Raw genomic sequence first — 14,477 nt, 5'->3', positions numbered from 1 at the left:
ACGCGATAGCCACGCCGGATCACGGGTGCAACGCCGAGGGTCACGACGACCGGGTAGGCCCCTTACCGGCAGGTCGCGGAATCCGCCCCAACCGGCCGGTGACACACCGTGATGCATGGTCCGGGGGTTGCGGGCCCGCCCCTAGAGTTTTCGCCGTGCCAGCTCAGGAGCAGTGGATCGCGACGCCGGAGACGGAGGGCGGCCGCGCCCCGCAGCATCACCGCTTCGCCCGGACCGCCCTGCTCCTGGTGGTCCTGGTCGTGCTGGCCGCGATCGGCACGGTGGTCGGGGTACGGCAGCTGCGACCAGAGGCGCTCCCGGCCTGGCCGGCCCAGGCCGATCAGGCCGGCGCCTCGACCTGCCTCGATCCGTCCACCGGTCAGCAGTGGCGGGTCGGGTGGCAGGTCAGCTCGCAGATGGGGGTGCTGCCGACCGAGTTGCAGATGCGCAAGCTGCCCGGCGGCGAGTGGCAGGACCGGGCCGGCGATCGCTGGCAGATGCGCTGGAACCAGGCCCCGGCCGAGCTCGTCGGGGCTGACTTCGCCTGGGACCACTCGGTGACGGCCACGCTGTCCGGGCTGTCGCAGGTAGCGGTTTCGACTTCCCTGTCGCCGCGGTTCGTCACCCCCGACGGCGCTTGCACGGTGTACACCGCCCCCTTCGGACCGGGCGCGGGCGGCAAGGGGTCAGTCGCGGTGATCGGGGACAGCCTGATCGCGCAGCTCGTGCCCGGGGCCGGGGCGAAGAACAGCTCCCCCGGCCCGACCGTCTCCCCGGTACCGGGCGCGACCACGTCCGAACCGACGTCTTCCATCACCCCCACCGCAGTACCTGGCGCGCCGGCCAACGGCCCCCTCCTGGCGGCTCTGCGCGACCGCGGTTACCGCGTGCAGATCGACGGGCAGGGGGGCCGCCGGTGGATCGCGGCGCAAGAACAGCTGGACGCACTGGAACTGGCCAACGGCACCATGGCCGACGAGCTACGGGGACTCCGTGAGGCCGGGACCGTGGTGGTGGCGCTGGGTACCAACGACGCCAACTGGTCCAGTCTCGCCCCGGACGACGTCCAGTATCAGGGAAGGCTGAGCTGGACCCTGGCCGGTTTGGAGAAGACCCTCGACGAGCTGGCTCAGCAGGGGCACTGCACTGTGTTGCTAACGATGGCTGCCCGGGGTAAGGGCAATGCTGGTACCCCGCGCGGTGATCGGTTCGAGTTGGCCGCTGCCCGGATCAATGCCCTGATGCGGCAGAAGGCCGACGCCGAGCCGCGCCTCGCCCTGTACGACTGGGGCTCGCAGGGAGACCAGCACGCCTTCGGCACCGCGCAGACCTGGTTCGGCGCCGACACGATCCACCTCTCCCCCGCCGGGATCTCCGCCTACAGCCGGGCGCTGTCCGAGGCGGCCGACCTCGGCTGCTCCTGAGCGCACAACGCCACCGCAAGGTCGGCGGCGAGCGCTGCGTTGTTCTGGATGAGCGCCACGTTCGCGGTCAGGCTGCGGCCGCCGGTGAGTTCGTTGACCCGGGCCAGCAGGAAAGGCGTCACGTCCTTGCCCCGGATGCTCTGGCGGGAGGCGTCGGACAGGGCCTGCTCAATGATGCCGTCGATCTGTTCCGAAGCCAGAGCGTCCGCCTCGGGGATCGGGTTGGCCACGAGCACTCCGCCCGGCAGTCCGAGCAAACGCTGCGCGGCCACCAGTTCGGCCAGCTCGTGCGCCGAGTCCACGCGATGCGCGACCGGCAGGCCACTGGTCCGCGAGAAGAACGCCGGGAACTCGCTGGTGCCCACCCCGATCACCGGAACGCCATAAGTCTCCAGCACTTCCAGCGTTTTCGGCAGGTCAAGGATCGACTTGGCGCCGGCGCAGACCACCGTGACCGGGGTGCTCCCCAGCTCGATCAGGTCAGCGCTGATGTCGAAGGACTCCTCGGCACCGCGATGTACCCCGCCGATCCCGCCGGTGGCGAAGACCGGGATGCCCGCGAGCGCCGCGATGTACATGGTGGCGGCGACGGTGGTGCCTGCCGTGGCTTTTCGGGCGACCAGAGCGGCCAGATCGCGGCGTGAGGCTTTGGCTGCCTGCCCCGGCTCAGCCAGTTCTTCAAGGTCTTGCTGGACCAGGCCAACCTTCAGCCGGCCGCCGATCAGCGCGATGGTGGCGGGGACGGCGCCGTGCTCGTGGACGACTTGTTCCACCTGGCGGGCGGTGTCGAGGTTGCGGGGGTAGGGCATGCCGTGGGTGATGATCGTGGATTCGAGCGCGACGACCGGCCGGTGCTCGGCCAGGGCAGCGCTGACTTCGGGGCCGAGATCGAGAAGTGAGTGCTCTGCCACAGGCTGGATCCTACGTTTGCCGGTTCACAAAGGTAAGACGCTGAGCTCGCTCTCTACCGTACGGGCGGCCCGTTCGGCCCCGGCCTGGGCGGCCTCGATCAGGTCGGCTCCCCGGACCAGTCCGGCCAGGGTCCCGCCGATCAGCGCATCTCCCGCGCCAGTCACATCGATGGGCTGAGCAGGCACGGCCGGCAGTTCAGCCAGCACGCCAGGGCCGGCCACGACCAGCCCCTGCACTCCCCTGGTCAGCAGAACCGCGTCAGCTCCGGCCTCCAGCAACACCGAAGCCATGGCGCGGTCGTCGGATGGCCGGGGTACGCCGTGATGCGCAGCCCACGCGCGGGCCTCCTGCCGGTTGCAACTCAGCAACGCCAACCCGGACAGGTCTCGGGGCAGCCGCAGAACCTTGTGGGTAGAGACGGCGTCGAACGCGACCGGGTTCGGCTTACCTAGTGCTTCTTGCAGTACTGGAGCCGGAAGATTGCCGTCGCAGAACACCCACTCGGACTCGTCGGAAGGCCAGGCCGCTCGCAGTTGCTCCACGGTGATCCGGTCCAGCACCGCCATGACCGCGGCGCCCATGACCAGTTCGCCGTCCGCACCAAGCAGCGCCACGTACTGCGCAGTCGTCTCCCCCGGCAGTACCGCGACGTGTGCGGTTCCGATGCCCCGCGCCCGAAGTCCGGCCAGCAGACCCTGCCCAGCACCATCGTCCCCAATTGACGAAAGCAACTCGACCGGGATCCCGAGCACGGCCAGATTCTCCGCGACGTTCCTGGCCACCCCACCAAGCGAGCTGACCCCCGTCCCCGGGTTGGACGTCCCAAAAACCGGCGGCGCGGTGAAGCGGACCTTGAGGTCCACCACCGCGCCGCCGGCGCACAACATCAGAGGGTCAGGCCTCGATGACCAACGGGATGATCATCGGCCGCCGCCGGTAGGACTCGTTCACCCAACGGCCGACCACCCGGCGCACGATCTGCGACAACTGGTGGGTGTCGGTGTTGGTGCCGTTGCTGGCCGCGTCCCGCAGCGCGTCGACGATCCGCGGGCGGACCTTGTCGAACACCGCCTCGTCCTCGGCGAACCCACGGGCGTGGATCTCCGGGCCGGCCACCACCTTGCCGCTGGAGGGGTCCACCACCACGATGATCGAGATGAAGCCCTCCTCACCGAGGATCCGGCGGTCCTTCAGGTCGGCCTCGGTGATCTCGCCGACGGTGGAACCGTCCACGTAGACGTAGCCGCAGTCGATCTTGCCGACGATCGAGGCCTTGCCGTCGATCAGGTCGACGACCACGCCGTCCTCGGCGACCAGCACGTTCTTGCGCGGCACCCCGGTCTTGACCGCGAGCTCGCCGTTGGCCACCAGGTGCCGCATCTCGCCGTGCACCGGCATGACGTTCTTCGGCTTGATCACGTTGTAGCAGTACAGCAGCTCGCCGGCGCTGGCGTGGCCGGAGACGTGCACCCGGGCGTTGCCCTGGTGCACCACCTTGGCGCCGAGCCGGGTCAGGCCGTTGATCACCCGGAACACCGAGTTCTCGTTGCCCGGGATGAGCGAGGAGGCGAGCACCACGGTGTCGCCCTCGCCGACCTCGACCCGGTGGTCGCGGTTGGCCATCCGGGACAGCGCGGCCATCGGCTCACCCTGCGAGCCGGTGCACATCAGCACCACCCGCTCGTCGGGCAGGTCGCCCACGGCCTTGATGTCGATCAGCACACCCGGCGGCACGGTCAGGTAGCCCAGGTCGCGGGCGATCCCCATGTTGCGCACCATCGAGCGGCCGACCAGGGCCACCCGGCGGTTGTGCGCGTGCGCGGCGTCCAGCACCTGCTGCACCCGGTGCACGTGCGAGGCGAACGAGGCCACGATGATCCGGCGCTCGGCCGAGGCGAACACCGAGTTCAGGACCGGGGTGATCTCCCGCTCGGAGGTGGTGAAGCCGGGCACCTCGGCGTTGGTGGAGTCCGGCATGAACAGGTCCACGCCGGCCTCGCCGAGCCGGGCAAAGGCCCGCAGGTCGGTGATCCGGCCGTCCAGCGGCAGCTGGTCCATCTTGAAGTCACCGGTGTGCAGCACGGTGCCCGCGCTGGTGGTGACGGCCACCGCAAGGGCGTCCGGGATGGAGTGGTTGACCGCGACGAACTCGCAGTCGAACGGGCCGAACTGCTCCTTCTGCCCCTCCTTCACGGCCAGCGTGATCGGGGTGATCCGGTGCTCCTTCAGCTTCGCCTCGATCAGCGCGAGGGTGAGCTGGGAACCCACCAGCGGCAGGTCCTCCTTGAGCCGGAGCAGGTAGGGAACGGCGCCGATGTGGTCCTCGTGGCCGTGCGTGAGCACCACCGCGACCACGTCGTCGAGCCGGTCGGCGATGTAGCCGAAGTCGGGCAGGATCAGGTCGACGCCGGGCTGGTGGTCCTCCGGGAAGAGCACCCCGCAGTCGATGATCAGGAGCTTGCCCTTGTGCTCGAGGACGGCCATGTTGCGGCCGACCTCGCCCAGGCCGCCGAGGGCGACCACGCGCAGCGCGCCGTTCATCGGGGCCTTGGGCTTGCCGAGCTCGTTCAGGGTCTTGGTCACGCGGTCACCTCACGGTGTCCGCCGGTTGCGATTACCAGGTTCAAAGAAGCTGTGCCTCCTCGAGGTCGCTGCGCAGCAGCGCTACCTCCTCGTTCGTTGCCGCCGTCTGCGGCAGTCGTACTGTTCTTGTGGGCAGTACTCCCATGAGTTCCAGAGCGGCCTTCGCCATGACCGCGCCCTGGGCGCGGGTCATGACGCCGCGGACCGCGGGCAGCACCTCGGAGTTGATCCGCCGCGCGGTGACCAGGTCACCGGCGTCGACGGCCGCAACCATCCGCCGGTAGGACCCGGCCGCGACATGGCCGACCACACTGATCATGCCGGAGGCGCCGACGCTGAGCCAGGGCAGGTTCAGCTGATCGGAGCCGGAGTAGATCTCCAGATCGGTCTGTTCCAGCAGCCAGGCCCCGGCGTACAGGTCGTCCTTGGCGTCCTTCACCGCGGTGATCCGCGGGTGCTCGGCCAGCCGCAGCAGGGTCTCGGCCTGGATCGGGATACCGGAACGGCCCGGGATGTCGTAGAGCATGACCGGCAGGCCGGTGGCGTCGGCGACCGCGGTGAAGTGCGCGACCAGGCCCGCCTGCGCGGGCTTGGAGTAGTACGGGGTGACCGCGAGCAGGCCGTTCGCCCCGGCCTTGGCGGCCTGGCGGGACAGCTCGAGGGTGTGCGCGGTGTCGTTGGTGCCGATCCCCGCGATGATCACGGCCCGGCCGTCCGTGGCCTCGATCACGGCGCGCAGCAGCTTTTCCTTCTCCGCGTCGGACGTGGTGGGCGACTCGCCGGTGGTGCCGGAGACGACCAGGGCGTCGCAGCCCGCCTCGATCAGGTGCACGGCCAGCTTCTGGGCGGCATCGAGATCGAGCTCCCCGGCGACGGTGAACGGCGTGACCATGGCGACGCCGACCGAACCGAAGGAACGAGTGACAGGTTCCACGGACATGGCGCAAAGGTACCGGGCGCAGACCCGGCCCGGGGCCCGGGCCGCTTTTGCCGCTCAGTGAGGGCTGACCCTGCTCGCTCGGGGGTTCGACCAGGGTCAGCGCTCGCAGGAGAGATCGGCCTGGCACCAGGCGATGTTACGAAAAGGCCACGGAAGTGACGCAGGTCACACTAAGGGGCTGGTGTGGCGCACGTAGTTCAGGATCCGGTAGCGGGTGCCAGTTCGCGACTCGAGCCATTCGCGGCTCTGACCAGGCTCCTCGGCCCATTCCGGGGTGATTTCGGGGGCCCGGGTGTCCCCCGGCACGGCCAGATCGACCTCGGTGACCACCAGGCGGTCGGCGAGCGGGAGGAACTGCTCGTAGATCGCTCCCCCGCCGATCACCCAGGCGTCCTGCCCCGCGGGGAGGGCCTGCTGGACGTCGTGCACCACGGTGGCCCCTTCGGCCGACCAGTGCGGGTTTCGGGTCAGCACCACGTTGGTCCGCTCGGGCAGCGGCCGGAAGCGCTCGGGCAGGGAGTCCCAGGTGGCCCGGCCCATGATCACGGCGCTGCCCTTGGTCAGCCGGCGGAAGTTCGCCTGGTCCTCGGGCACGTGCCAGGGGATGTCACCTTCGTGGCCGATCACCCGGTCGTGGGCCTGGGCCCAGATCAGCGCGATGCTCATCGGGCCTGCACCTGCACTCCGGCCTCGGTGACCACGAACTGCACGGCCGACAGATCAGGGACGATCGCCTCGGCCTCGAGCTGATCCGCGGTGTGAGTGGTGGTCAGGGCCAGGCAGGCCGCGCCGGCCTGGCGCCCCGAGGTCAGGCCGGCGGGTGCGTCCTCGACCACCAGGCAGTCGGCCGGGTCGACGCCGAGCTGCTGCGCGGCCAGGAGGTAGGGGGCCGGGTCGGGCTTGCCCACCGGCACCATGTCGGCGGTGACCAGGACCTGCGGGGGCACCAGGCCGGTGGCGGCGATGCGGGCCTTGGCCAGGGCCGACACACACGAGGTGGCGATGGCCGAGCGGCCGCTGGGCCGGAGGGCGGCGAGCGCTTCGGCGGCGCCGGGGAGCACGACGATGCCCTCGGTGTCCTCGGTCTCGATCTGCTCGATCCGGCGGGCTCCGGCCTCCCACTGCTCCTCGGGCAGGAACTTGGGGACGATCTGCGCCGCCGGGATACCGTGCCAGGTGCCGAAAGAGGTCATCTCCACGTTGAATTCGGCGGCCCAGCGCAGCCAGGAGCGTTCCACCGCGGGGGTGGAGTCGATCAGGGTGCCGTCCATGTCGAAGAGGACGGCGGCGAAGGTGCGCCCGGCGAGGGAGCCCAGCAGATCGTTGTCGGCCACACCGGCCAGCGTAACGAGCATCGGTGCGCTTTCGGCGGCGGGTGGAATGATGCGGACATGGCATCGAACGTCCTGGTCCGGCCCGCCCGCGCCAGCGATCCCGCGGTGATCGGCTCGATCCAGGCCCGGGCCTGGAGCACTGCTTACGCGGATCTGCTCCCGGCCGAGGCACTGGCGGTTCTCACCCCCGACGAGCTGACCCCGGTCTGGCGCGAGGCCGTGCTGCGGCCACCGAGCACGAAACATGGCGTGTTCGTGGCGGTCACGGACGAACTGGTGGTCGGCTTCGCCTCCGTGGCGCCGAGCGACGACAAGGACGCGGACGGCGCGACCGGGGCGCTGGGGGTACTGGCGGTCGACCCCACGCACCAGCGCGCCGGGCATGGCTCGCGGCTGCTCTCGGCGGTGGTCGATCACCTGCGGCAGCACGAGCTCGGTGAACTGACGGTGTGGGTGCCCGAGTCGGACCTGCCGCGGGTGGCGTTCTTCACCTCGGCGGGAATGGTGGCGGACGGCGCGCGGCGGTCTTTCGTCGGGGCGGGCGGGAAGACGGTGGTGGAGGCCCGGTTCGGCGCGGAGATCGGAGCTCCGGCGGGTGGTTGACACGAGTACCGCGGCCGGGAAAGGCACGCGGCTCACCGGGATCGACGTGGCCCGGTCCTTCGCGCTCTTCGGGATGATGGCCACGCACATCCTGACCGGCCCGGGGTCGGACGAGGGCGCGATGGGGGCGATCCACGAGGCGGCGGGTGGCCGGGCCGCAGCGCTGTTCGCGGTGTTGGCCGGGGCAGGTCTGGCGCTGGCCTCCGGGGGTGATCGGCCTACCCCGGAAAAGGTCTCGCGTACGCGCCGGACCACGCTGGTGCGTTCCGTGGCGCTGGTCGCGCTGGGGCTGACGCTGGGCATGATCGAGACACCGGTCGCGATCATCCTGGCGTACTACGGTCTGCTCTTCCTGGTTGCGATTCCGGTACTGCAGTGGCGGGCGAGGTCCTTGACCGCCGCGGCGGTGGCCGCAGCGCTCGCCACGCCCGTAGTCAGCTACTGGCTGCGGGGTGACCAGGGCCTCGAAGAATCGGCGGGAGACAACCTGGAGTGGTCGTCGCTGGGCGAATTCGCCCACGTGGTCAGGCATCTGCTGCTCACCGGCTACTACCCCGTGCTGACCTGGACGGCCTATCTGTTCGCCGGGCTGGCGGTGGGGCGCCTGGCGCTACGCGACCAGCGGGTGGCCGCGCTGGTCGCCGGGATCGGGGCCGCGCTCGCGGCCGGGGCCTGGGCGGTCTCCACGATCGCGGTCCGGGCCGCCGGTGGCTTCGGCGCCCTGATCGACAACGACCTGCTGACCCGCTACTCGGTCAACGGCCGGACCCCTAACGACGGCTTCTACGGCACCTCACCGGTGAACGACCCCTGGTGGCTGCTGGTCCGCATCGCCCACAGCGGCTCGATCACCGACCTGGTGCACACCATCGGCACCTCAATGCTGGTGCTCGGGCTGACGCTGCTGGCCGTGCGGCCGATCCAGCGGGTGGGCCGGGTGCCGTTGCGCATGCTGGCCGCGGCGGGCTCGATGACGCTGACCCTGTACTGCCTGCACGTGGTGGCGGTCGGCCTGAACAGCAGCGGCTTCGGCGATCCGCTGGTGCCGGTCTGGCCGTTCCTGGTGCTGAACATCGTCGGGGCCGTGGTGATCGCTCTGTTGTGGGGTGCCCCGGACCGTCGCGGACCGGTTGAGGACGCGATCGCCATCACGGCCGGGGCAGCCACCCGCGATCAGAGGTAGTGCTCGAGCCCCTGCACCAGGCCGGGGCGCCCGGCGATCTGGCGCACCGCCAGCAGCACACCCGGCATGAACGAGATTCGGTCGAAGCTGTCGTGCCGGATGGTCAGCTGTTCCCCCGGCCCGCCGAGCAGAACCTCTTCGTGTGCCACCAGGCCACGCAGCCGCACCGAGTGCACCCGCACTCCGTCGACGTCCGCGCCGCGAGCGCCGTCGAGCGCGGCGGTGGTGGCGTCGGGCGAAGGCGCTACCCCGGCCTCGCGGCGGGCGGCGGCGATCTGCTGGGCGGTGTGGCGGGCGGTGCCGGAGGGGGCATCGGCCTTGTTCGGGTGGTGCAACTCCACCACCTCGACCGATTCGAAGTGCTTGGCGGCCTCGGCGGCGAAGCGCATCAGCAGCACGGCGCCGAGCGCGAAGTTGGGTGCCAGGAGCACCCCCACCTCCGGCTTCGAGGCCAGCGCAGCCTGCACCTTGGCCAGGCCGGCCTCGGTCCAGCCGGTGGTGCCGACCACGGCGTGCACGCCCTGCTCCACGCAGGTCGCCACGATGTCGTCGACCCCCTCGGGCCCGGTCATCACGACCGCGACCTGAGCACCCTTGAGGCCGGCGAGCAGGTCGTCGCCGGAGCCGATCCGCGCGCTGAGCGTCAGATCGGCGGCGGCCTCCACCGCGTCGCAGGTGGTCTTGCCCATCCGACCGGCCGCGCCGATCACTGCTACCGAGATCACGCACGCGAAGCTACCAGCCTCTCCATTCGAGAGGTTTAGTAGCCATGGCTACTGTTGTCATGTACAGTGAATTCGTGCCCGCAGAACCCGTTCATCCGCACGGCTACCTGGTCTGGCGGCTGTCCACGAAATGGCGGGTGGCGGTCGACCGGGCCCTGGCCCCGCTCGGCCTGACCCATGCCCAGTACTCGGCTCTGGCCTCGATCGCCGCGCTCCAGGCCGACCAGACCAACCCGAGCCAGCGCCAGCTCGCCGACCACACCGGCCTGGAGGCGCTCTACATCTCCAAGCTGGTGCGCAGCCTGGAGAACGCCGGCCTGATCACTCGCGAAAGCGATCCGGCCGACAGCAGGGCCCGGCAACTGCGCCTCACCGCCGAGGGCACCCGGGTGACCGAGCAGGCCGTCCAGGTGGTGAAACACCTGATCGCGCAACTGCTCGAACCGCTCGGTGGGGCCGGCAGCGCCCGGGCCCAGCAGTTCCAGCACGACCTGAACACCCTGCTCCAAGCACCGCTCGAACCCCCGCACCCGACCGGGAAGTGAGTACGCCATGAGCACAGTCCTGAACGGCGCCGACATCGGCCGCGCCCACTACGCCGTCCGCGCTCTGCTGGAACGCCGGCTCGAGCCGACCGGACTCAGCTTCGAGCACTGGATCCCGCTGAACGCCATCGGCACCAAGGGCGAACCCGTCCCGGAGGGCGAGCTGATCGCCTTCGTCACCGAGGGATTGAGGCTCAGCCCGCAGCAGACCCGCCGCCGTGTCGCCGACCTGCTCGCAGAGAAGCTCTTGGTCAGCCGGGAGGACGGCCGGCTCGCCCTGTCCGAACGCGGTCAGGAACTGTGGAGCCAGGTCACCGCGGAGGTAAAACCGATCACCAGCTACCTGTTCGAGGGCTTCACGGAGGCGGAACGGGCAACCGTCGTCGCGCTCCTCGCCAAGGTCACCGAACGGGCCGACGCTGCGCTGGCAGCCCCTTAGGAGAGCGCGGTGTCGGGGGTAGCGAGTTCGACCTCCCGGCTGGTGTCTTTCAGGTCCACGCCGGAACGGCCGAGCTGACGTGCTCCGGCGATCAGTCCGCTGACCACCCGGGCCGCCACCTCGTACGGAAGTCCGCCCGGGGCATGGATGTTCGACACGCAGTTGCGGTCGGAGTCCGCTCGGCCGGGGCGGGGACGGTGGGTCAGATAGATGCCCAGGCTGTCCGCCACCGAAAGGCCGGGGCGCTCGCCGATCAGAACGAGCACGGTCTGCACGCCGAGTGCCTCGCCGATGTGGTCCCCCAGCCCGACCCGGGCCTGGGTAGCGATCACCGGCGGGGCCAGCGTCATCGTGGTGGGTAGAGCCTGGATAAGTGCGGCCAGCAGGGCCGGACCGTGAGTTTGCAGCGCCCGGGCAGACAGACCGTCCGCTAGGACGAACCCGACGTCGGCGGGAGAAGAAGGTGCGACTGCGGAGAGATCGGCGGGGAGGCGGCCGAGATCGGGGCGGCGCAGATACTCAGCGCGGGAGGCAGCTTGGCTGGTCACCACAATCGCGGAGCCGAGGCTACGACCGTTACTGGATTCGTCGGTCGCCGAAGTGCTGCCGGAGGCGGGCGCCTTGCCCCTGTCCGGGCCGGCACTGATACCCCGTCGGTCCAGATCCGCCACCAGAGCATCCACATCCAGCGGGTCATGCACCGCGTCCCGGGCAACGGCATGCGCCAGCCGGAACTCCAGCACCCGCCGCGTGGGCATTCCGTCTCCCACCCGGCCGAGCCCGATCCGAGCCTGGGTAGTCGCCCGTAGGTCTGTCCAGAAGTCCGTCACCGCGAAGCCACCCCCGTCAGCGAACGCAGCGCGGAAGCGGAGGGCTCGACCGGAAGCACGCGCCCTCCCCCGTCCATCATTCCCAGTCCCTCCAGCCAGGCCTCGAACTCGGGCGCCGGCCGCAGACCCAGCGCCTGCCGAACGAACAAGGCGTCGTGGAAGGAGGTGCTCTGGTACCCCAGCATCACGTCGTCGGCGCCGGGAACCGCAATGACGAAGGAGCACCCGGCCACCCCCAGGAGGGTGAGCAGGTTGTCCATGTCGTCCTGATCGGCCTCGGCGTGGTTGGTGTAGCAAACGTCCACACCCATCGGCAGACCCAGCAGCTTCCCGCAGAAGTGGTCCTCCAGCCCGGCCCGCACGATTTGCTTGCCGTCGTACAGGTACTCCGGGCCGATGAACCCCACCACTGTGTTCACCAGCAGGGGCTTGAACTCCCGGCAGACCGCGTAGGCCCGTGCCTCCAGCGTCTGCTGGTCCACCGGCCGCCCGCCCACTCCCCGGTGCGCGTCGGCCGAAAGCGCCGACCCCTGGCCGGTCTCCATGTACATCACGTTCTGCCCGACGGTTCCGCGCCCCAGCGACAGCCCGGCCTCGTACCCCTCGCGCAGCATCGACAGCGTCACGCCGAACCCCTGGTTGGCCGCCTGCGTCCCCGCCACCGACTGGAACACCAGGTCGACCGGAACGCCCGCCTCGATCAGCCCGATCGTGGTGGAGACGTGGGTAAGGACGCACGACTGGGTGGGGATCTCGTAGGTGGAGCGGATCTCGTCGATCAGGTGCAGCAGGTCGGCGCAGGTCTGCGGTGAGTCGCCGGCCGGGTTCACGCCGATCACGGCGTCTCCGCAACCCAGCAGCAGACCATCCAGCGTGGCCGCCGCAATGCCACGGCGATCGTCCGTCGGATGATTCGGCTGCAGGCGGGTGGCCAGCCGACCCGGAAGCCCGATCGTGGAGCGGAAGGCCGAGGTGACCCGGGTGGCCCGGGCTACGGCGATCAGATCCTGGTTGCGCATCAGTTTGCTGACCGCCGCCACCATCTCCGGGGTAAGGCCGGGAGCCAGCGCGGTGAGTACTGCGCCTGAGTCGGCACGGGGAACCAGGTCGAGCAGCCAGTCGCGAAAGGCGCCTACGGTCAGTGAAGCCACGGGCTGGAACGCCGCGCGGTCGTGGGAGTCAAAGATGAGACGGGTGACCTCGTCGGTCTCGTACGGCACCAACGGCTCGTCCAAGAACTGCTGCAGAGGGACGTCGGCCAGCGTGAGTTGGGCGGCCACCCGCTCGGCGTCACTGGTGGCCGCGCACCCCGCGAGTTCGTCCCCGGAACGGGCCGGAGTGGCCTTGGCCATCAGATCGACCAGGCCGTCGAACTGGTACGTGACACCCCGGACGGTTTGCCCGTACCTAGTCATGGCGCGCCCCTCCGCAGCTGATCCGAAACGCCAAGTCCAGCACCGCCCTGGGCGAGGGTCAACGAACGGGCCGTTGCGGTTGTGGGTCGGTCTGTTTCGGGCTTCCGAACCAACAAAGGACGCTGTCCCCGGGTACCCGGGGACAGCGTCCTTTGTTCTGAGCGGACTCAGGAGATCCGGAAGGTGCGCTCCGGATCGAACGGCCCCACCACTGCCAGAGTCAGCGGACGGGAGGCCAGGTCGTCGGCCAGCGACTGGACGTCCTGGGTGGTGACCGAGCGGATGCGCTCCAGCGCCCGATCGAGCCCGAGGTACTCGCCGTGCACCAGCTCCGCCTTACCCAGACGCGACATCCGCGAACCGGTGTCCTCCAGGCCCAGCACCAGGCCCCCGGCCAGCTGGCCGTGCGCCCGGACGAGCTCGTCCTCCGGCAGCCCGTCGGCCGCCAGACGGCGCAGCTCGGCGACCATCAGGGCGACCACCTCGTCCACCCGGGACGGCGTGCATCCCGCGTAGAGACCGAAGTAGCCGGAGTCGGAATAGCCCGAGGCGAACGAGTAGACCGCGTAGGCCAGGCCCCGCTGTTCACGGATCTCCTGGAACAGGCGGCTGCTCATCCCCCCGCCGAGCACGGCGTTGAGCACCGACATCGCGTAGCGCCGCGGGTCGGTGGCCACCAGGGAGGTGGTGCCGATGACCACGTTCGCCTGCTCGGTGGGCCGGTTGACCACGATCGAGCGGTGCGGCAGGCCGTCCGCCGTGACGATGGCCTTTTCCCGCTCCGGGTGGGTGATTCCACGCCGGGCGTGCGGGGTGCGGTCGGAGTCGAGGTGCCACCCGGAACGCGCCAGGCTCGCGGAGACCAGTTCGCAGACCTTGTCGTGGTCCACTCCCCCGGCCACCGTGACCACCAGGCCCGGTGCCTTGTAGTGCTCAGCGTAGTGCTCGGCGATGTTGTCCCGCACGACGGCCCGGATGGTCTCCGGGGTACCGCCGATCGGCCGGCCCAGCGGGTGCTGCCCGAGCACCAGTTCGGCGAAGCGCTCGTGCACGACGTCCGCGGGGTCGTCGTCGTTCATCGCGAGCTCTTCGAGGATGACCCCGCGCTCGTTCTCCACGTCCCCGGCGTCCAGACGGGCGCCGGTGACCATGTCGCAGAGCACGTCGACGGCCATCGGCAGGTCCTCGTCGAGCACCCGGGCGTAGTAGCAGGTGTGTTCCTTGCCGGTGACGGCGTTGGACTCACCGCCCACCTCGTCGAACGCGGTGGCGATGTCCATCGCGCTGCGCCGGGTGGTGCCCTTGAACAGCAGGTGCTCGAGGAAGTGGGTGGAACCGTGGTGACCGGTGGTCTCGTCGCGCGAACCCACGCCGACCCAGAACCCGATGGTGGCCGAGCGCAGCCCGGGCATCGCCTCGGACAGCACCCGGACCCCGCCGGGCAGGACGGTGCGGCGCACGAGTGCCCCGCCCTCCTGCCCGGCGATGGTCTGGGTCGAGCCGGTGGTTCCCGCTGCGACCAGCGGCAGAGGGATCGCCGTCAT

Annotated in this window: 15 protein-coding genes; 5 read left to right on the top strand and 10 right to left on the bottom strand. The window is 70.1% G+C overall.

All coding sequences use genetic code 11. The features are described from left to right. Positions 1–155 precede the first annotated feature (155 nt). The gene (locus LR394_RS23495; protein WP_231445729.1) at positions 156–1,424 is read left to right on the top strand and encodes a GDSL-type esterase/lipase family protein; all 1,269 of its coding nucleotides are present in this window, start codon (positions 156–158) and stop codon (positions 1,422–1,424) included. On the opposite strand, the gene LR394_RS23490 is transcribed toward LR394_RS23495, so the two are convergent. The 6 genes from LR394_RS23490 to LR394_RS23465 all read right to left on the bottom strand — a co-directional run bounded on the left by LR394_RS23490 (position 1,379) and on the right by LR394_RS23465 (position 7,193). Beyond that, a complete protein-coding gene (locus LR394_RS23490) occupies positions 1,379–2,335 on the bottom strand; it encodes a pseudouridine-5'-phosphate glycosidase (RefSeq protein WP_231445722.1) in 957 nt (318 codons plus the stop codon). The genes LR394_RS23495 and LR394_RS23490 overlap by 46 nt on opposite strands. A 24-nt stretch (positions 2,336–2,359) precedes the next feature. Beyond that, positions 2,360–3,223 carry a carbohydrate kinase family protein gene (locus LR394_RS23485; RefSeq protein WP_269329625.1) on the bottom strand — a complete coding sequence of 288 codons (864 nt, stop codon included), beginning with the start codon at positions 3,221–3,223 and terminating at the stop codon, positions 2,360–2,362. A 7-nt stretch (positions 3,224–3,230) separates the two neighbouring features. Further along, positions 3,231–4,877 (bottom strand): ribonuclease J, encoded by a 1,647-nt coding sequence (locus LR394_RS23480; protein ID WP_231445855.1) that lies wholly within the window; start codon positions 4,875–4,877, stop codon positions 3,231–3,233. 82 nt (positions 4,878–4,959) lie between these two features. Beyond that, on the bottom strand, positions 4,960–5,859 hold the full coding sequence (gene dapA / locus LR394_RS23475; RefSeq protein ID WP_231445713.1) for a 4-hydroxy-tetrahydrodipicolinate synthase: 900 nt from the start codon (positions 5,857–5,859) through the stop codon (positions 4,960–4,962). A 165-nt stretch (positions 5,860–6,024) separates the two neighbouring features. After that, the gene (locus tag LR394_RS23470) at positions 6,025–6,525 is read right to left on the bottom strand and encodes a dihydrofolate reductase (protein WP_231445711.1); all 501 of its coding nucleotides are present in this window, start codon (positions 6,523–6,525) and stop codon (positions 6,025–6,027) included. Further along, positions 6,522–7,193, bottom strand: coding sequence for an HAD-IA family hydrolase (locus LR394_RS23465; protein ID WP_231445708.1), 672 nt, complete (start codon positions 7,191–7,193; stop codon positions 6,522–6,524). Before LR394_RS23465 ends, LR394_RS23470 begins: the two co-directional genes overlap by 4 nt. Before the next feature lie 57 nt (positions 7,194–7,250). On the opposite strand from LR394_RS23465, the gene LR394_RS23460 reads away from it, so the two are divergent. Together LR394_RS23460 and LR394_RS23455 are read left to right on the top strand one after the other, a co-directional pair. Beyond that, positions 7,251–7,796: a GNAT family N-acetyltransferase gene (locus tag LR394_RS23460; RefSeq protein WP_231445706.1), complete on the top strand. Its 546-nt coding sequence runs from the start codon at positions 7,251–7,253 to the stop codon at positions 7,794–7,796. Continuing rightward, a complete protein-coding gene (locus LR394_RS23455) occupies positions 7,789–8,979 on the top strand; it encodes a heparan-alpha-glucosaminide N-acetyltransferase domain-containing protein (RefSeq protein ID WP_231445704.1) in 1,191 nt (396 codons plus the stop codon). The genes LR394_RS23460 and LR394_RS23455 overlap by 8 nt, the downstream gene beginning before the upstream one ends. On the opposite strand, the gene dapB is transcribed toward LR394_RS23455, so the two are convergent. Beyond that, positions 8,970–9,704, bottom strand: a complete 735-nt coding sequence (gene dapB / locus LR394_RS23450) for a 4-hydroxy-tetrahydrodipicolinate reductase (RefSeq protein ID WP_231445702.1) — start codon at positions 9,702–9,704, stop codon at positions 8,970–8,972. The genes LR394_RS23455 and dapB overlap by 10 nt on opposite strands. A 44-nt stretch (positions 9,705–9,748) precedes the next feature. On the opposite strand from dapB, the gene LR394_RS23445 reads away from it, so the two are divergent. Both LR394_RS23445 and LR394_RS23440 read left to right on the top strand, forming a co-directional pair. Beyond that, positions 9,749–10,249, top strand: a complete 501-nt coding sequence (locus LR394_RS23445) for a MarR family winged helix-turn-helix transcriptional regulator (protein WP_407937105.1) — start codon at positions 9,749–9,751, stop codon at positions 10,247–10,249. A 7-nt stretch (positions 10,250–10,256) separates the two neighbouring features. After that, on the top strand, positions 10,257–10,688 hold the full coding sequence (locus LR394_RS23440) for a MarR family winged helix-turn-helix transcriptional regulator (protein ID WP_231445698.1): 432 nt from the start codon (positions 10,257–10,259) through the stop codon (positions 10,686–10,688). On the opposite strand, the gene eutC is transcribed toward LR394_RS23440, so the two are convergent. The 3 genes from eutC to LR394_RS23425 form a co-directional block, all read right to left on the bottom strand. Beyond that, positions 10,685–11,518, bottom strand: a complete 834-nt coding sequence (gene eutC, locus LR394_RS23435; RefSeq protein ID WP_231445693.1) for an ethanolamine ammonia-lyase subunit EutC — start codon at positions 11,516–11,518, stop codon at positions 10,685–10,687. The two genes, LR394_RS23440 and eutC, sit on opposite strands and share 4 nt — an antisense overlap. After that, the gene (locus LR394_RS23430) at positions 11,515–12,933 is read right to left on the bottom strand and encodes an ethanolamine ammonia-lyase subunit EutB (protein ID WP_231445691.1); all 1,419 of its coding nucleotides are present in this window, start codon (positions 12,931–12,933) and stop codon (positions 11,515–11,517) included. The genes eutC and LR394_RS23430 overlap by 4 nt, the downstream gene beginning before the upstream one ends. Positions 12,934–13,100: 167 nt before the next feature. Further along, positions 13,101–14,477, bottom strand: a complete 1,377-nt coding sequence (locus tag LR394_RS23425) for a M16 family metallopeptidase (RefSeq protein WP_231445689.1) — start codon at positions 14,475–14,477, stop codon at positions 13,101–13,103.

Source organism: Kineosporia babensis (genome assembly GCF_021129305.1).
GTDB classification, from domain to species: domain Bacteria; phylum Actinomycetota; class Actinomycetes; order Actinomycetales; family Kineosporiaceae; genus Kineosporia; species Kineosporia babensis.
This window is presented reverse-complemented; position numbering and strand designations above follow the sequence as displayed.

Excerpts from the sequence above, each read along its gene's own strand:
- LR394_RS23445 (WP_407937105.1), top strand. The coding sequence starts at position 9,749 with ATGGCTACTGTTGTCATGTACAGTGAATTCGTGCCCGCAGAACCCGTT.
- LR394_RS23430 (WP_231445691.1), bottom strand. The coding sequence starts at position 12,933 with ATGACTAGGTACGGGCAAACCGTCCGGGGTGTCACGTACCAGTTCGAC.
- dapA (WP_231445713.1), bottom strand. The coding sequence starts at position 5,859 with ATGTCCGTGGAACCTGTCACTCGTTCCTTCGGTTCGGTCGGCGTCGCC.
- LR394_RS23470 (WP_231445711.1), bottom strand. The coding sequence starts at position 6,525 with ATGAGCATCGCGCTGATCTGGGCCCAGGCCCACGACCGGGTGATCGGC.
- LR394_RS23480 (WP_231445855.1), bottom strand. The coding sequence starts at position 4,877 with ATGAACGGCGCGCTGCGCGTGGTCGCCCTCGGCGGCCTGGGCGAGGTC.
- LR394_RS23485 (WP_269329625.1), bottom strand. The coding sequence starts at position 3,223 with ATGTTGTGCGCCGGCGGCGCGGTGGTGGACCTCAAGGTCCGCTTCACC.
- LR394_RS23440 (WP_231445698.1), top strand. The coding sequence starts at position 10,257 with ATGAGCACAGTCCTGAACGGCGCCGACATCGGCCGCGCCCACTACGCC.
- LR394_RS23460 (WP_231445706.1), top strand. The coding sequence starts at position 7,251 with ATGGCATCGAACGTCCTGGTCCGGCCCGCCCGCGCCAGCGATCCCGCG.
- LR394_RS23425 (WP_231445689.1), bottom strand. The coding sequence starts at position 14,477 with ATGACGGCGATCCCTCTGCCGCTGGTCGCAGCGGGAACCACCGGCTCG.